Below are 14,137 nucleotides of genomic sequence, written 5' to 3'. Positions count from 1 at the left end.
CTGCGCCCAGCGCCTGAAACTCTTGGCACTTCCGCCCGGCGTGTCGGTGCTGCGCCCAGCGCCTGAAACTCTTGGCACTTCCGCCCGGCGTGTCGGTACTGCGCCCAGCGCCTGAAACTCTTGCCACTTCCGCCCGGCGTGTCGGTACTGCGCCCAGCGCCTGAAACTCTTGGCACTTCCGCCCGGCGTGTCGGTGCTACGCCCAGCGCCTGAAACTCTTGGCACTTCCGCCCGGCGTGTCGGTACTGCGCCCAGCGCCTGAAACTCTTGGCACTTCCGCCCGACGTGTCGGTACTGCGCCCAGCGCCTGAAACTCTTGGCACTTCCGCCCGGCGTGTCGCTGCCGCACAGCACACGCCGTCAAACGATGGCAGAATGCTTGCAACCGGCTAGCCCGACGGGGCGAAAAGCAGACGCCTTCACCTGCCCGCCGGGGTTCTCCATCTGTGAGGGCTCTTGCATGAAGGGGCAAGGGATGCAGGACAGCGAAGATGACAAGGCCCAGCCGGTAAGGATCAACCGCAAGCCCGTGGAAGTGGTCGCCGCCAGCGAGGCACACCACGAAGTTTACGGGCCGCAACCCGTGGCGGCATGGGAAGCGCTGCGCGGCTGGCCGCGCTCGCTGGCCGATGTACTTGCGGACGATGAGCGGGCCACGCATCGCCGCCTTGCCGATGCTGTCGTTTCGGCCAGTCTGGCGGGCGATGATGCGCAGTGTGCTGACTATCTGGACAAGCTGCGGGCGCGGCTGCAGTGGGGTCTAGACATTTCCGGCAGGGCTGCTGCCGTTGCACTCATTGCGCCGCCGGGCGCGAACCAATTTGCCAGCGCGCTAAACCTGATTGGCGAGGCGTGGGCGCGTGCGCATGCTGTTGAGCCTGAGCAGGTCAGCGAGGAAAAAAAGGCACTCCGCTGTGCGTTGCTCTACCGCGCTCGCCTTGCTGAGCTGCAATTGATCCCCCATCGTGGCAGAAAAACCAATGTCGGCATTCGGCGGCTTGCCGAGCGCGTCCGCGCGAGCCTTATGCAGAGCGGTGTCGAGCTGCACGCCATAACAATCTGGCGCGAGATGGTGCGGCAAGTCGAGCAAGCGGGCGGCGAGGTGCTCATCGCTGGCTTTTGCGTTACCCGTGATCCGGACAAGGATGCTTTTACCTCTGTGCTGGATAGCGGCGCAAAGGGCGGCGGGCGGGCTGATTTGGCTTGGTCAACTTTTCAGGCGTCGCGCTGCGGCAAGTGGGACTTGCTCAAAAAGTAAAACGCGCATGCTTCCCCGTTTTTCCAATCTTGGCGATTGATTGGAATACCCCATAACGCATAGTTGCATCCATCCCCGGCAACGTCGGGAAACTGAAGGATGCAATCATGTCCCATCTTCATCTTGAACGTTGGTCAGACCAACAAGCAGCCCTTGTGCTGGGCATCAAGCGCAGCACATTGGCGAAATGGCGATGCCTGGGGACGCCGGCTGGCCTCCCGCCCCTCCCGTACAGCAAAGCAGGCCGCAGGGTTTTCTATACCCCCGCTGATGTCGAAGCATTTGCTGCGATCTACGTCGTAAAGCATGACGGCAAAGGCGGTGCGGCATGATTCGCAAGCCCACCATCCCTGCCGGCCAGACCCCGGCCAGCGCCAGCGTTACCCCGATCAAATCCCCGACGACGACCGACACCCAGCCCCGTGCCGATCAGGCCCCATTTTTTGTGCTCATTCGCTTGTCGGAGGTGCTGCGCCAAACCGGCCTAAGTAGGTCGGCATGGTACGCCTCAATCGCAGCCGGCAAAGCCCCGAAGCCCGTCCCCTTGGGCGGCAAGGCAGTGGCATGGCTGCAGCACGAAGTACAGCAGTACATCGCTGGCTTGGTTGCGGCCCGCGATCAGCACGCCGGCTGACCCATGCGCAACCCGACACCCGAAACATTGTTGCAGCGATTCCCGGCCCTGCAAGCGCGCTTTCCCGCTGGCGCCAAGGCCAGCATCAAAGCCGCACGCAAGGCGCTGGAAACCGCCCGCACGCTGGCAATGACGCCCGATGGCATTGCATTACTGGCCGCGTCGCTGCTGCTGACCCAAAGGAGCGCCACCCGCAAGAAAAAAACCCTGATTCATCGTACGGAACTGCAGTACCCCAAATCTGATTTTTGATTGATTTTTTAATTGAAGGAAAGCAAACCATGACCCAATCCAAACAAACCCCGTTTGACCTGAAAGCCGTTGTTCGCGCCATCGGTGAGATGGTCGAAGCCATCGCGCAGCAAGCCAGCCAGCACACCAGCAAGGCCGCCAATGACGCCAGCCACGAGGCGGCGGCCAGCACCGCGCCGGGCGCTGGCGATTTCGAGCTGATCGGCGTGCCGTCCGAGGACGCGATGGATGCCGGCTTTTCCGACAACCCCGAGGCCGCGCCGGATGTGTTCGCGCTGCTGCCGGTAGTGGCCGGCGAAGAGGACGACGGCCTGCTGCTGCCGCCTGCTGCATCGGTGGAAGCGCACTACCTGAAAAACCTGTTGCAAAACGGGGCCGATGCCATGGTGATGCCGATCCAGACGGCCCGCGCGCTGGCTGATCTGGGTTGGTGCGATTTCCAGCCGCTGGCCGACCTGACGGGCAAGGATAGCGGGCATGCGCTCGCCATGCTGAATCTGCGGGCGCTGGAAGCCATCAGCCCGGATTTCGGCGTTTACGATCAGGACGTATTCGGCCTGCTGCTGACGGAATCCGCGACGTTCAGCGCATGGGCTGCGGCGGTGGGCGCGGCCCACTTTGAAACGCGCGAGGCATGGGCCGATGCACGCAACGAACAGGCCAGCGCTGCGACGTTTGGCACTATCGAGCACGGGCTGGAAGGCATCGAGGCGTTGCGTGTCGAGGTGGCCACCTTGCTGGATATGGTGGGCAGCCTGATCAGCCTACTGGTTGGTGTGGAAGTCACCATCGAAAGCATGAAAGCCTATCAGAACGGCGTGAAGGCCGGGCTGGTGCGCCCGCTCTATGAGGATGATGATCCGGCGAACGATGCCCGCGCCGTGATCCGCTGCGGCGCGGAGGGCTAAGCATGGTCGCCTGCATGTCTGTGGCTGTCGGCAGGAAGGCGGCTAATGCCGGAAAATTTTCCGGCATTTGGCCGCTGCTGTGCCGTGTCATGCCCGCCCAGAACGAGAAGGGCGGGTTTATTCTGCGCGGTGGCTCACGCTGCAATGCGTTCAATCGCAAAGCGTTCACGCTGGCTTTGCAATTGCCAAAGGTCAAAGGCCGCTTGCATCGCCAGCCACGATTCTGCGCGTTTGCCGAACGCCAGTTCCAGCCTGAATGCCATTTCCGCGCTGATGCCCGCACGACCATTCACAATCTCGGACAGCGTTTTGCGCGATACCTGCAGCTTTTCGGCGGCGCGGGTGATCGACAAGCCCAGCGGCTCAAGCCACAAGTCCCGCAGTATTTCGCCGGGGTGCGGCGGTTTGTGCATTGTTGTCATGGTGGCGCTCCGTCAGTGGTAGTCGAGATAATCAACAAGGTGCACATCATGGCCTTCAAAGCGAAAGATGACGCGCCAGTTTGCTTGCACCGTCACCGACCAAAAACCCTGCTGCTGGCCGCTCAACGGGTGCAGGCGCAAGCCGGGGGCGTCAACGTCTGCGGCGCTGCCTGCAGTGTCGAGCAACAGCAAGATGTGCCGCAAGCGTTTGGCGTGCATGGGCTGGATGCCGGCCATGCTGCCCGTGCGGTGGAAGCGCTCAAGCCCTTTGTGGGTGAAAGATGCAATCATGCAGCAAGTGTAACCCGAAAGGTTACGAAAAGCCAACTGCTGCGCAAGGGCTTGACGGACAGCGCCAGCGCGGACTATCGTTCCGGGGTCGTGTTCAATAGCACGACCGGGTTTAGCAGCCCGGAAAAAACCAAGGCAGACGAGCTGCCCATTTTGCGCAGCTTTTTTTCGTTCGGCGTTTACGCGCCGGGCGCGTCTGCATACGCCATAGTTGCGCCTTCAATGGTGGGCCGTGGTGGGGAGGCTTCGGCCTGCCGGTCCCTTGGTTCCGGTCTGCTAACCCTGCTACGCGCCTGCCACCCTCGTTTAGCAGCGAGCGGCGGGTGTTCACACCCAACCAAGGAGGCCAGCACCATGGCTATCGAAGTCGCAAGGACCGGCTCGCCCGCGTCCGTCCGTTCCCCCTCTGTTTCTACCCCTCGTTTTTCCGCCCTACTGCGCCATGCCCTTGGGTATGCCTTTGCAGCCATTGCCGTTCTTGCGTTTGAACGTGATACATCGTTGATTGTGCCGCTGCTGGCGCTGGCCGGCGTGGTGCTGGCGCATGTGATGGGAGGGCGCGGCCATGTGTAATTCTCTGCAGTATTCCCGCCAGTCCGTGCACGCGCGTGGCGATGAATCAACCCATGCGGCCATTCGCCATTATCCCGCCGACACGCTGTTTTATCTGGAAGCCTGTCAGACGGTTGGCGGCCATTCCGTGCGGCTGCCCGTCTCTCCGTACCGCGATCTGCCGTATAGCGCCGCAGAATGTGCGGCGATAGCGGCCCGGCTTGGCGTCGCCGTGCGGCAATGCCGGCTGCTGGGGATATAAGCATGCGTAAACCCTCACGCTTCAACCCTGCCGCCGATTCTGCGGCCCGTGGCCGCGTTATCGCCCCCCTGCAGCGGCAAACCCTCACACCCAAGACCGAACGCGCCAAACCGGCGCAAATGCGCCTGCATTTCGTGCTAGCCAAAACCCGCTACTGAACGAGGACAAACCATGAACAAAACGAACACCAACACGGTGGGCGGCGGAGTCGCTCAAGCTGAAACCACGCCGGATGAGCAGGAAACGGCGCTACTGGCTGCGGATGGTGATGCATTAAAGACGCTGGCAGCGTGCAGCGAAGCAATGGAAGCGCTGGAAGTCGTGGCGGTGGCGCTAGCCGATCAGGCTAATGCTAATCCGGCTGTTGCTGGTGCGCTTGTGACGCTTGGGACGCGGCTTAAATTGGCGCGTGACAAGGCAGAAATTGAATCTGCAGAGGCAAAGCTCGCCCTGTTGCAGTGGGCTATCGAGCAACACCCGGATGATGAGGGCGGCGGCGATGACTGAGCGCGATTCTCCGGTCCCCGGCGGGCTGCTGGCCGATCCGGCCGGGTTGGGCTTTCAGGCATGGCTGCTGCAATGCTTCCTGCTGAATGTCGAGTGTGACGGCTGGGCACCGGCTGGCGTTAACAAGGCCGTCGCGCGGCGCACGCTGCAGGCGATGAAATGGCAACAGGCACTGGGCCTGCCCCGCTACGAGCGCGGCGGGGCGGCGATCCGTGCGGCGCTGGCGGCAGTAGTGAACGAGTGCGAGGGGCCGGGCAAGCCCTTCAGTACCGATTCCTATCTGCCACCGCGTTTGCTGGCTGATTGCCGGGCGGCGCTGGCCTTGCTGGATGGGGGCCGCGATGACTGAGCAGAAGAGCGAGCGCATCGATATTCCGGCCCTGAAAGAGGCTGCACGGGGCCGCTGGCGCGATATTTTGCTGGCGGCTGGGCTGAGTGACCGGAACCTGAACCGCAAGCACGGCCCCTGCCCGCTGTGCGGCACGGGCAAGGACCGTTTCCGCTTCTCCGACCGGGAAGGGCGCGGGACGTACATCTGCAATCAGTGCTGCCCCGATGGTGGCGACGGTTTCGCGCTGCTGCGGGGCTGGCTGCGCGTCGATTTCATCGAGGCCTGCCGCTATGTGTCCCGCTTTCTGGGTGGTGCTGGCGTAGTGGCTGGCGCTGGCCTGAGCGCGGCGGAAATCGAGCAGCGCCAGCGCCGGGAAGCCGAACAGCAGGCCCGCGACTGGGCCAAGGTGGCGGCGCAAAACCGCGCGATCTGGCAGCAATGCCAGCCCATCACGGCGGCTTGCCCTGCCGGCCTGTATCTGGCCCAGCGCGGGCTTGAGTTGGGCGAGTATCCGCGCACACTGCGGTTTCACCCGGCCTTGCCCTATTGGGAACGCAACGAGGCCGGCGAGCTGGTGAAGCTGGGCGAATTCCCGGCAATGGTGGCACCGGTACTCGCCCCCGATGGCCGGGCGCTGGCGCTGCACAAGACGCATTTGACGCCTGATGGCCGCAAGGCTGCCGTTGCCGAGGTCAAGAAAATGACCCGCGCCTCTGGCCGGCTGGAAGGCGCGGCGATCCGCCTGCATGCGCCTACGCATCAACTAGCGATTGCCGAGGGCATCGAAACGGCCCTTGCCGTGACGGCGGCCAACAATCTGCCCTGCTGGGCGGGCGTGTCGGCCTTTGGCTTGGCGCATGCCTGGCTGCCTGACAGCGTGAGCGAGGTATTCGTGTTCGGGGATTTGGACGCTAGTGGTGCGGGCCAGCGGGCAGCGCGACAACTGGCCGAACGCATGCACGCGCAAGGCCGCACAGTGCGAATTGTGCTGCCGAGCCTGCCGGGGCTGGACTGGCTGGATGTGCTGACCGTGAAACATGATGATTGGAGTAAACCGCAATGACGGCTCAAGTGAACGTAGAACCCGGCAGGGACGACCTGCAAACGCTGCTGAACCCGGAGGCCGTCCCGGCCTTCAAGCCCGGCGGCACGGCCCCGCAAAAGAGCACAAGCGAGAAAAAGCCCGCCAATGAGGCCACGGCGACCGGCAAGCCGGAAAAACGCAAGGCGCAAACGGTAAAGGCTGGCGCTGGGCAGTACCGCGCCAAGGCTGACGGGGTGTATTACCGCAGCGGCGAGGATGACGAGGGCGACGGGCGCAAGCTGTGCGGCCCGCTGTTCATCATCGGGCTGGCGCGGGATTTTGCCGGGCTGGGCTGGTCGGTCGTGGTGCGGCTGGCCGATCTGGACGGCAACGAGAAACAACATCTGATCCCGCGTGGCAAGCTGGTATCGCAAGATTCTACCCGCGTGCTGGAAGAGCTGGCCGAACTGGGCTTGTGGATCAGCACGGCCAACGATGCGAAAAAACTGCTGCTGCAGTATCTGGCCAGCGGTGTGGATGGGCAGCGGCTGCGGCTGGTGAAGGCCACCGGATGGCATGATGGGCGGTTTGTCTTGCCCGACGAGGTAATCGGTGATGCTGGCGAGGAGCCGGTGATTTACCAAGGCCGGGCAAAAACACCGATTGCCAGCGCGGGAACGGTGGCAGCGTGGCGCGATGGCATCGCCCGGTATGCCGTCGGCAATCCGCTGTTGATGCTGTCGATCTGCAGCGGCTTTGCCGGCCCCTTGCTGCGCTTTGCCGGGATGGATACGGGCGGATTCCACATCTTTGGCGATTCAAAAGACGGAAAGAGTACCGTGTGTTACATGGCGGCCAGCCTCTGGGGCAACCCGGAAGACTACAAACTGAGCTGGACAGCCACCGAGAACGGGTTGGAATCGGCAGCGACGGTGTACAACGATTTGCCGTTTCTGCTGGATGAACTGGGGCAGGCCGGCAAAAAGATTGACGTAGGCGCGGTGGTCTACAGCCTGTCGCAGTCCAAGGGCAAAACGCGATCCAGCGACGTGGGCGCGCTGCGCGATCATGCGCGCTGGTCGTGTTTTGTGCTGAGTACCGGCGAGCCATCCATCCAAGCCTACATCGAGAAGAACGGCGGCAAGGTAAGTGCCGGGCAGTTGGTGCGCTTTATCGAGCTGAACACCGGGCAAGGGCGCGGCACATGGCCCGAGCTGCACGGCTTTGCGAGCTATCACCCCTTGTGCACACACCTGCGCGATACCGCGAAAGCGCAGCACGGCGCGGCGGGGGTGGCATGGCTGCAGGGGCTGGTATCGATCCCCCGGCATGAGCTGGAAGAAAGCATCAAGGCCGCCATGCAGCGTTTTGCGCATCAGTACGTACCGGAAGGGGCAAGCGCCCAAGTGACGCACGCGGCGGGTTATTTCGCGCTGGCCGCGTTTGCCGGCGATCTGGCAGCGCATCTGGGGCTGACCGGCTGGCCGGCTGGTGATCCGCAACGGGCAGCGGGTGAGTTGTTCCGGGGCTGGGTGCGCGGGCGCGGCGGTGCGGGTAGCGAAGAGGACCGGCAGATACTGGAGCAAGTGCGGCTGCACTTCACTATTCATGGTGAGGCACGCTATAGCCGCATCGGTGAAGACCCGTCCGCCGTCGATAAAGACGCGCCGCGCACACTGAGCCGCTGCGGCTGGCGTGAGGTCAACCCGGTCAACCCCGAAGGACTGAAGGACAAGGACAGCAGCTATACGGAAACGACCTATTACGTTCAGGCCGATGCGTGGGCGAAAGAGGTGCTGGCCGGGGTCGATACGCGCCGGGCAAACAAGCTGCTGGCGTCCCTTGGCATCCTTAAAACTGACGCAAGCGGCAAGTATTCGTGTAACAAACGGATGCCGGGGCATAAGCTGATCCGGGTTTATGTCGTGCTGCCCACGCTGTTTAGCGGCGACTTCCTGCCCGCAGACGACGACGGCGCGGAAATCTGATTTCCATAGCATATTCAAAGACTTGCGCAAACAACGCCACCCTGATTCCGTTGATTTACGCCCCCTTGCTGTTACACCTGTTACACCTTCCAAAAAAAAGGTGTAACGCTGGAACCCGCGTATTTATTGGTTGTTACACCGTTACACCTGTTACACCTTGTTTTGTCACCCCCCCCGGACGGCGGCGCGCGCGAGGTGGGCGCGCAAGCTTACAACCGACGCGATTTTTTGCTGGGCGATGCCAAGAACGGGGGGGACGTGTAAGCAGCGCGGCGGATTGTTTGGGGGCTGGCTAGCGGGTGGGCATGGGCACATCAGGCCGGCATGGTCAGCGGGCGTGGGTCCTTCCGGGTGTTTCCCCCTGCGGGTAATTCGGACCCCAGTTTTTCCCGACCGTGGCCCCATAGAACATAGTGAACGAGGTATAGAAAGCGATGAAAGCACAAGTGAACGCACTTTCTGCGCATGGCGGCACCCTGTTTACAAGCAATCGCTGGAAACGCAGCAACCCGCCGGCACGTGCCGAGCTGCTGCAGTTCCTGCATGAGTCGGTGAACTGGGCAGGGCTGGAAGCGGCAGCGCGGCCCTACTACCAGAGCGATATTCAGAGCACCGGGCGCAAGGGCTTTAGCCTGGGAATGATGCTGCGCTACTTGCTGGTACAGGAGCTGTGGGGGCTGTCCGATCAGGGTGTCGTCGATATGGCGAAAGATTCCTACAGTGTCGCCAAGTTCATCGGCACAGACCCCGACTACCCGAGGCCGCCCAGCGCGGCAGCGGTGCGCAAGTTCCGGCAGGCGACGGCAGCATGCTGGGGCGAGGGTATCAAGTGGGTCGTGTACTGGGATTTGCAGGGCAAGGGGTACGAGCTGCGCATGGGCAGTCTTGCCGAGCCGATGACCAGAAGAAAGCCGAAAGGGTGAGCGCGGCAGGTGTGACACTCAACACCAAATAGTTGCGGTTTATACCTCTTCCACCTTTGATAGTTAATATCAATCAAATCTAAAAAAGGTATAGATAGGGGCTATGCGGTGTAACCGGGTCAGCCCCCCCAAGTAGGCCAAGCGGGGGGCGATTTTGCAAAAATCCCTTCTGAGTCCCCCCGTTTTTCCCCCCGTTTTTTTTCCAACAGCCTGCAACCCGCATAAATGCTAGGCCCATGTATTACTCGCTGAATCAGCGCGTTTTACTGCGAATGGAAAACCCCGCTCCGGCGGGGTTTTTTCTCGCCGCTGCCCGGCACGCGTTCACGTAGAATGCGGCTCTCATTCCTTGCATTTCCTGCGGAGTACCTGCCCATGCCCATCCGTGCCGTCGTGTTCGATTTCGGTGGCGTGCTGTTCGACTGGAATCCCGACTACCTGTACCGCGAGCTGATTGCCGACGCCGAGGAGCGCGCGTGGTTTCTGCGCGAGGTGTGCAATCCGGCATGGAACATCCAGCAGGACGCCGGTCGCGCGCTGGCCGACGCTACCGCGAGCAAGATCGCCGAATTCCCCGAGCACGCGGCGCTGATCGAGGCATTTTACGGCCAGTGGCCGAAGACGCTGCGCGGCACGCTGGCCGAGGGCATGGCGCTGCTGGACGAACTGGAAGCGCTCGGCATGCCGCTCTATGGCCTGACCAACTGGTCGGCGGAAACCTACCCCTATGCCGAAGCCCATTACCCCTTCCTGCAGCGCTTTCGCCACATCGTGGTATCCGGCCGCGAGCAAATGATCAAGCCGGATCCAGCCATATACCAGCTCATGCATTCGCACATCGCCAGCCAGCTTCCCGATATTGCCGGAAACGAGATCGCATTCATCGACGATTCAGCCGTCAACGCGCAGGCTGCCAGCATGCTGGGCTGGCTGGGCATCCACCATCACGACATGGCCCACACCCGCGCACAATTGCGCCAGCACGGCATCGCACTGGCATCCGGAGTACCGGCATGAACGACACCCGCCACCCACGCATCACCATCCACTACTGCACGCGCTGCAACTGGCTGCTGCGCGCGGCCTGGCTGGCGCAGGAACTGCTGTCGACCTTCGCGGACGAAGTCGGGGAGGTTGCCCTGCAACCGGGGACTGGCGGGATTTTTGTCGTGCACTGCGACGGGCAGCTGATCTGGGATCGCAAGGTCGAAGAACGCTTCCCCGAGGCCAAGGAGCTCAAGCAGCGCGTCCGCGACCTGATTGCCCCGGACCGCTCGCTGGGCCATAGTGATACACGCCCCTGACCTGTGGTAACGTAACGGCGCCATGACAATCCGCTCCTTTCTGCTCCCCGCCGCCCTTCTCGTGCTCGCCAGCCCGCTGGCGCTCGCCGACATTTACAAATATGTCGACGAGAACGGCAATGTGGTGTTCACCAACGAGCGCAACCCGCCCAAGGGGGCGCAACGCGTCTACATCGATACGCCCAGCGTGATCTACAGCGGCAGCCCGCCGCCCAAGCGCAGCAGCAGCAACAGTGGCAGCAGCGGCGGCACGCAGAAGGTCAACACGCCCAGCCCGGCGAACTTCCCCAAGGTGGATGCCGAAACGCAGCGCAGCCGCGACTCGAATCGCAAGCGCATCCTGCAAGACGAGCTCAGCAACGAGCAGTCGCTGCTGACACAGGCCCGCAAGGCGCTGGGCGACGCCGAGGGCAACAAGAGCGCCGATGAAAAGGCCAACCCGAGCAAATACCTCGAACGGCTGGGCCGCCTGCGCGAAACCGTCGTCATGCACGAAAAGAACGTCGCCGCGCTGCAGAAGGAATTGTCGCGCGTGCAATAGGCAGGAACCCGCAGCCGGCCAAGCCGGCGCCCGCCCGCCCCAAAGCCGTCATACCCTGACGGCTTTTTGCTGCCCCACACCCCACACCCCACACCCCACACCCCACACCCCACACCTCACGCCTCACGCCTCACGCCTCACGCCTCACGCCTCACGCCTCACGCCTCACGCACTACAATGGTGCATGACGCGGCCGCTCGCCCCGTTTTTTGCCCTGCAACTCCCGCATACGCCCCGAAATCAGTCGCCAGCCTCTTGGCATGGCTTTTGCTGGACAGTCATCAACCCGTCAGGAGCCCACCATGCCCCATCCTGCCTTCGCCGGCCTGGATTTTCTCGATACCGCCGTGCTGGCGCTCGATCACGAGGCGCGCGTCGTCTACCGCAACCCGGCCGCCGACAGCCTGTTCGTGCTGCGCGAGCCGCTGGGCCTGCCGGTGGATGCCTGCTTCGGCCCGGCCAGCGCCATCGTGCAGGCCGTGCGCGCGGCGCAGGCCGCGCAAATGTCGATCACCGAACACGAGCTGATCGTGCCGGGCAGTCTGGGCGATATGTATGTCTCGCTGGACGTGCTGCCCATCGAATCACCGGCCGCCGCCTGGTTGCTGGAAATCCGCCGCATTGACCAGCAGCGCCGCATCGTCAATGAAGAGCGCGTGCAGGCGCAGCAGCAGGCCAACCGCGAGCTGATCCGCAACCTGGCGCACGAAATCAAGAACCCGCTCGGCGGCATCCGCGGGGCGGCGCAACTGCTGGCGCACGAACTGCCCGACCCGCAGTATCGCGAGTACACGCAGGTCATTGTCGAGGAAGTCCAGCGCCTGCAGGGCCTGCTCGACCGGCTGCTGACGCCGCACCGCCTGCCGCAGCTGAAGGAACTGAACATTCATGAGGTCCTTGAGCGCGTGCGCAGCCTGGTACTGGCGGAAACACCGAATGGCCTGGCCGTGCGCCGCGACTACGACACCAGCCTGCCCTCGCTGATCGCCGACCGCGAGCAGCTGATCCAGTCGGTGCTCAATATCGTGCGCAACGCCATCCAGGCGATGAGCGGCATTGGCGAAATCATCCTGCGCACGCGCATCGCGCGGCAGGTGACGCTGAACCGCCAGCGCTTTCCGCTCGCGCTGCGCATCGACATCATCGACAACGGCCCGGGCATTCCGGAGGGGCTGCGCGACACGCTGTTCTACCCGCTGGTCTCGGGCCGGCCGGGCGGCACCGGCATCGGCCTGCATCTGGCGCACACCTTCGTGGTGCAACACCATGGCACCATTGAATTCGACAGCCGCCCGGGGCACACCTGCTTCACCATCCTGCTGCCGCTGAACGCCTGGAAGGGCGGCGAGCACTGAGCCACACCGACACGAACAACAGGTATACGCCCACAGCCCAAGCGATATAAAGGCTGCAGACGTATACATAGACGAATCACCAACACGGCAGAAACCATGGCAACCGTCTGGATCATTGATGATGACCGCTCCATCCGCTGGGTCTTCGAAAAGGCGCTGGCGCGCGAGCACATCGCGCACGCCACCTTTCCCTCGGCCACCGAAGCCGTCGCCCGCCTGCAAGTGGAACGCCCGCAGGCCGTGGTGTGCGACATCCGCATGCCCGGCGAATCGGGGCTGAACTTCCTCGAACTGATGAAGCGCGAATGGCCGCAGATTCCGGTCATCATCATGACCGCGCATTCGGACCTCGACAGCGCGGTGTCGGCCTTTCAGGGCGGCGCCTTCGAATACCTGCCCAAGCCCTTCGACGTTGATGCCGCCATCGCGCTGATCCGCCGGGCGCTGGCCGAGGGCGAGCAGCAGGAAAGCCAGAGCGACGCGCCGCTGCAAACGCCGGAAATGCTCGGCCAGGCACCGGCAATGCAGGATGTATTCCGCGCCATCGGCCGGCTTAGCCAATCGGCCGCCACCGTGCTGATCACCGGCGAATCGGGCTCGGGCAAGGAGCTGGTCGCGCGCGCGCTGCACCGGCATAGCCCGCGCTCCGGCAAGCCCTTTATCGCGCTCAATACCGCGGCGATTCCGAAGGATCTGCTCGAATCCGAACTGTTCGGCCACGAGCGCGGCGCGTTCACCGGGGCGGATGCGCGCCGCACCGGCCGCTTCGAGCAGGCCGAGGGCGGCACGCTGTTTCTCGACGAAATCGGCGACATGCCCTTCGATCTGCAGACGCGGCTGCTGCGCGTGCTCTCCGACGGCTTTTACTACCGCGTCGGCGGCCATCAGCCGATCAAGGCCAATGTGCGCGTGATTGCCGCGACGCACCAGAACCTGGAAGGCCGCGTGAAGGATGGCCAGTTCCGCGAGGATCTGTTTCACCGCCTGAACGTGATCCGCCTGCGCCTGCCCTCCTTGCGCGAGCGCCGCGAGGACATCGCCCTGCTGACGCGGCATTTCCTCGCCAAGTCCGCCGCCGAACTCGGTGTCGAGCCCAAGCGCCTGTCCGATGCCGCCATGCAGCGCCTGGCCGGCTTCGCCTTTCCCGGCAATGTGCGCCAGCTGGAAAACATCTGCCACTGGATGTCGGTGATGGCGCCAGGCCAGGTCGTCGATGAAGCCGACCTGCCCCCGGAACTGCTGGATGGCGGTGACGGCGATGCCGGCAGCAGCCCCGGCATGGGCAACTGGCGCCAGCTTTTCGCCAGTGAATTGCAGGCGCGGCTGGCGCGCGGCGAAGCGCGGGTACTCGATACGCTCACGCCGGATTTCGAGCGCGTCGCCATCGAGGTCGCGCTCGCGCACACCGGCGGCAAGCGCATCGAAGCGGCCGAGCTCCTGGGCTGGGGCCGCAACACGCTCACACGCAAGATCCAGGAACTGGGGATGGAGCAGCTGCGTGGTGAGGTGTGAGGTGTGAGGTGTGAGGCGTGAGGCGTGAGGCGTGAGGCGTGAGGCGTGAGGCGTGAGGCGTGAGGCGTGAGGC

The 14,137-nt window shown here is 63.4% G+C and carries 20 protein-coding genes; 18 read left to right on the top strand and 2 right to left on the bottom strand.

Annotated elements, in window-relative coordinates:
• Positions 1-475 precede the first annotated feature (475 nt).
• From C515_RS0118555 to C515_RS0118540, 5 genes are all read left to right on the top strand, one after another.
• Entirely contained in the window at positions 476-1,258 is a 783-nt protein-coding gene (locus tag C515_RS0118555) for a hypothetical protein (protein ID WP_028456714.1), read from the top strand.
• A gap of 107 nt (positions 1,259-1,365) precedes the next feature.
• Positions 1,366-1,590 (top strand): helix-turn-helix domain-containing protein, encoded by a 225-nt coding sequence (locus tag C515_RS23900; protein ID WP_144290566.1) that lies wholly within the window; start codon positions 1,366-1,368, stop codon positions 1,588-1,590.
• Positions 1,587-1,892, top strand: coding sequence for a helix-turn-helix transcriptional regulator (locus C515_RS23345; protein ID WP_081687070.1), 306 nt, complete (start codon positions 1,587-1,589; stop codon positions 1,890-1,892). Before C515_RS23900 ends, C515_RS23345 begins: the two co-directional genes overlap by 4 nt.
• Before the next feature lie 3 nt (positions 1,893-1,895).
• On the top strand, positions 1,896-2,144 hold the full coding sequence (locus C515_RS0118545; protein ID WP_028456712.1) for a hypothetical protein: 249 nt from the start codon (positions 1,896-1,898) through the stop codon (positions 2,142-2,144).
• Positions 2,145-2,173: 29 nt separating this feature from the next.
• Positions 2,174-3,052 (top strand): hypothetical protein, encoded by an 879-nt coding sequence (locus tag C515_RS0118540; protein ID WP_028456711.1) that lies wholly within the window; start codon positions 2,174-2,176, stop codon positions 3,050-3,052.
• Between the two features lie 134 nt (positions 3,053-3,186).
• Here C515_RS0118540 and C515_RS0118535 read toward each other — a convergent pair whose 3' ends face one another.
• Entirely contained in the window at positions 3,187-3,405 is a 219-nt protein-coding gene (locus C515_RS0118535) for a HigA family addiction module antitoxin (protein ID WP_444541992.1), read from the bottom strand.
• Positions 3,406-3,486: 81 nt separating this feature from the next.
• Complete coding sequence (locus C515_RS0118530; RefSeq protein WP_245575065.1) at positions 3,487-3,711, bottom strand: type II toxin-antitoxin system RelE/ParE family toxin; 225 nt, start codon at positions 3,709-3,711, stop codon at positions 3,487-3,489.
• 408 nt (positions 3,712-4,119) lie between these two features.
• Here C515_RS0118530 and C515_RS23895 point away from each other — a divergent pair, with 408 nt between their 5' ends.
• From C515_RS23895 to ntrC, 13 genes are all read left to right on the top strand, one after another.
• Positions 4,120-4,338: a hypothetical protein gene (locus tag C515_RS23895; RefSeq protein WP_144290564.1), complete on the top strand. Its 219-nt coding sequence runs from the start codon at positions 4,120-4,122 to the stop codon at positions 4,336-4,338.
• The gene (locus C515_RS23890) at positions 4,331-4,579 is read left to right on the top strand and encodes a hypothetical protein (protein WP_144290563.1); all 249 of its coding nucleotides are present in this window, start codon (positions 4,331-4,333) and stop codon (positions 4,577-4,579) included. Before C515_RS23895 ends, C515_RS23890 begins: the two co-directional genes overlap by 8 nt.
• A 2-nt stretch (positions 4,580-4,581) precedes the next feature.
• Positions 4,582-4,737 (top strand): hypothetical protein, encoded by a 156-nt coding sequence (locus tag C515_RS24235; RefSeq protein WP_158380886.1) that lies wholly within the window; start codon positions 4,582-4,584, stop codon positions 4,735-4,737.
• 13 nt (positions 4,738-4,750) lie between these two features.
• Positions 4,751-5,086: a hypothetical protein gene (locus tag C515_RS0118520; protein ID WP_028456708.1), complete on the top strand. Its 336-nt coding sequence runs from the start codon at positions 4,751-4,753 to the stop codon at positions 5,084-5,086.
• Positions 5,079-5,435 carry a hypothetical protein gene (locus tag C515_RS0118515; RefSeq protein ID WP_028456707.1) on the top strand — a complete coding sequence of 119 codons (357 nt, stop codon included), beginning with the start codon at positions 5,079-5,081 and terminating at the stop codon, positions 5,433-5,435. Before C515_RS0118520 ends, C515_RS0118515 begins: the two co-directional genes overlap by 8 nt.
• Positions 5,428-6,480 (top strand): DUF7146 domain-containing protein, encoded by a 1,053-nt coding sequence (locus tag C515_RS22000; RefSeq protein ID WP_051305112.1) that lies wholly within the window; start codon positions 5,428-5,430, stop codon positions 6,478-6,480. Before C515_RS0118515 ends, C515_RS22000 begins: the two co-directional genes overlap by 8 nt.
• Before the next feature lie 8 nt (positions 6,481-6,488).
• Entirely contained in the window at positions 6,489-8,429 is a 1,941-nt protein-coding gene (locus C515_RS0118505; protein ID WP_158380885.1) for a DUF927 domain-containing protein, read from the top strand.
• A 446-nt stretch (positions 8,430-8,875) separates the two neighbouring features.
• Positions 8,876-9,352, top strand: coding sequence for a transposase (locus tag C515_RS0118500; RefSeq protein ID WP_028456705.1), 477 nt, complete (start codon positions 8,876-8,878; stop codon positions 9,350-9,352).
• A gap of 375 nt (positions 9,353-9,727) precedes the next feature.
• Positions 9,728-10,369: an HAD family hydrolase gene (locus C515_RS0118495; RefSeq protein WP_028456704.1), complete on the top strand. Its 642-nt coding sequence runs from the start codon at positions 9,728-9,730 to the stop codon at positions 10,367-10,369.
• On the top strand, positions 10,366-10,656 hold the full coding sequence (locus C515_RS0118490) for an Rdx family protein (RefSeq protein WP_028456703.1): 291 nt from the start codon (positions 10,366-10,368) through the stop codon (positions 10,654-10,656). The genes C515_RS0118495 and C515_RS0118490 overlap by 4 nt, the downstream gene beginning before the upstream one ends.
• Positions 10,657-10,678: 22 nt before the next feature.
• Complete coding sequence (locus C515_RS0118485) at positions 10,679-11,197, top strand: DUF4124 domain-containing protein (protein ID WP_043650472.1); 519 nt, start codon at positions 10,679-10,681, stop codon at positions 11,195-11,197.
• 302 nt (positions 11,198-11,499) lie between these two features.
• Positions 11,500-12,552, top strand: a complete 1,053-nt coding sequence (gene glnL, locus C515_RS0118480) for a nitrogen regulation protein NR(II) (RefSeq protein ID WP_028456701.1) — start codon at positions 11,500-11,502, stop codon at positions 12,550-12,552.
• A gap of 96 nt (positions 12,553-12,648) precedes the next feature.
• Positions 12,649-14,064, top strand: a complete 1,416-nt coding sequence (ntrC, locus tag C515_RS0118475; RefSeq protein WP_028456700.1) for a nitrogen regulation protein NR(I) — start codon at positions 12,649-12,651, stop codon at positions 14,062-14,064.
• The last annotated feature ends 73 nt before the right edge of the window (positions 14,065-14,137 follow it).

The organism is Chitinilyticum litopenaei DSM 21440, from assembly GCF_000428145.1.
In the GTDB taxonomy this organism is placed as follows: Bacteria; Pseudomonadota; Gammaproteobacteria; order Burkholderiales; family Chitinibacteraceae; genus Chitinilyticum; species Chitinilyticum litopenaei.
This window is presented reverse-complemented; position numbering and strand designations above follow the sequence as displayed.

Excerpts from the sequence above, each read along its gene's own strand:
- C515_RS0118555 (WP_028456714.1), top strand. The coding sequence starts at position 476 with ATGCAGGACAGCGAAGATGACAAGGCCCAGCCGGTAAGGATCAACCGC.
- C515_RS23900 (WP_144290566.1), top strand. The coding sequence starts at position 1,366 with ATGTCCCATCTTCATCTTGAACGTTGGTCAGACCAACAAGCAGCCCTT.
- C515_RS23345 (WP_081687070.1), top strand. The coding sequence starts at position 1,587 with ATGATTCGCAAGCCCACCATCCCTGCCGGCCAGACCCCGGCCAGCGCC.
- C515_RS0118545 (WP_028456712.1), top strand. The coding sequence starts at position 1,896 with ATGCGCAACCCGACACCCGAAACATTGTTGCAGCGATTCCCGGCCCTG.
- C515_RS0118540 (WP_028456711.1), top strand. The coding sequence starts at position 2,174 with ATGACCCAATCCAAACAAACCCCGTTTGACCTGAAAGCCGTTGTTCGC.
- C515_RS0118530 (WP_245575065.1), bottom strand. The coding sequence starts at position 3,711 with ATGGCCGGCATCCAGCCCATGCACGCCAAACGCTTGCGGCACATCTTG.
- C515_RS23895 (WP_144290564.1), top strand. The coding sequence starts at position 4,120 with ATGGCTATCGAAGTCGCAAGGACCGGCTCGCCCGCGTCCGTCCGTTCC.
- C515_RS23890 (WP_144290563.1), top strand. The coding sequence starts at position 4,331 with ATGTGTAATTCTCTGCAGTATTCCCGCCAGTCCGTGCACGCGCGTGGC.
- C515_RS24235 (WP_158380886.1), top strand. The coding sequence starts at position 4,582 with ATGCGTAAACCCTCACGCTTCAACCCTGCCGCCGATTCTGCGGCCCGT.
- C515_RS0118520 (WP_028456708.1), top strand. The coding sequence starts at position 4,751 with ATGAACAAAACGAACACCAACACGGTGGGCGGCGGAGTCGCTCAAGCT.
- C515_RS0118515 (WP_028456707.1), top strand. The coding sequence starts at position 5,079 with ATGACTGAGCGCGATTCTCCGGTCCCCGGCGGGCTGCTGGCCGATCCG.
- C515_RS22000 (WP_051305112.1), top strand. The coding sequence starts at position 5,428 with ATGACTGAGCAGAAGAGCGAGCGCATCGATATTCCGGCCCTGAAAGAG.
- C515_RS0118495 (WP_028456704.1), top strand. The coding sequence starts at position 9,728 with ATGCCCATCCGTGCCGTCGTGTTCGATTTCGGTGGCGTGCTGTTCGAC.
- C515_RS0118490 (WP_028456703.1), top strand. The coding sequence starts at position 10,366 with ATGAACGACACCCGCCACCCACGCATCACCATCCACTACTGCACGCGC.
- C515_RS0118485 (WP_043650472.1), top strand. The coding sequence starts at position 10,679 with ATGACAATCCGCTCCTTTCTGCTCCCCGCCGCCCTTCTCGTGCTCGCC.
- glnL (WP_028456701.1), top strand. The coding sequence starts at position 11,500 with ATGCCCCATCCTGCCTTCGCCGGCCTGGATTTTCTCGATACCGCCGTG.
- ntrC (WP_028456700.1), top strand. The coding sequence starts at position 12,649 with ATGGCAACCGTCTGGATCATTGATGATGACCGCTCCATCCGCTGGGTC.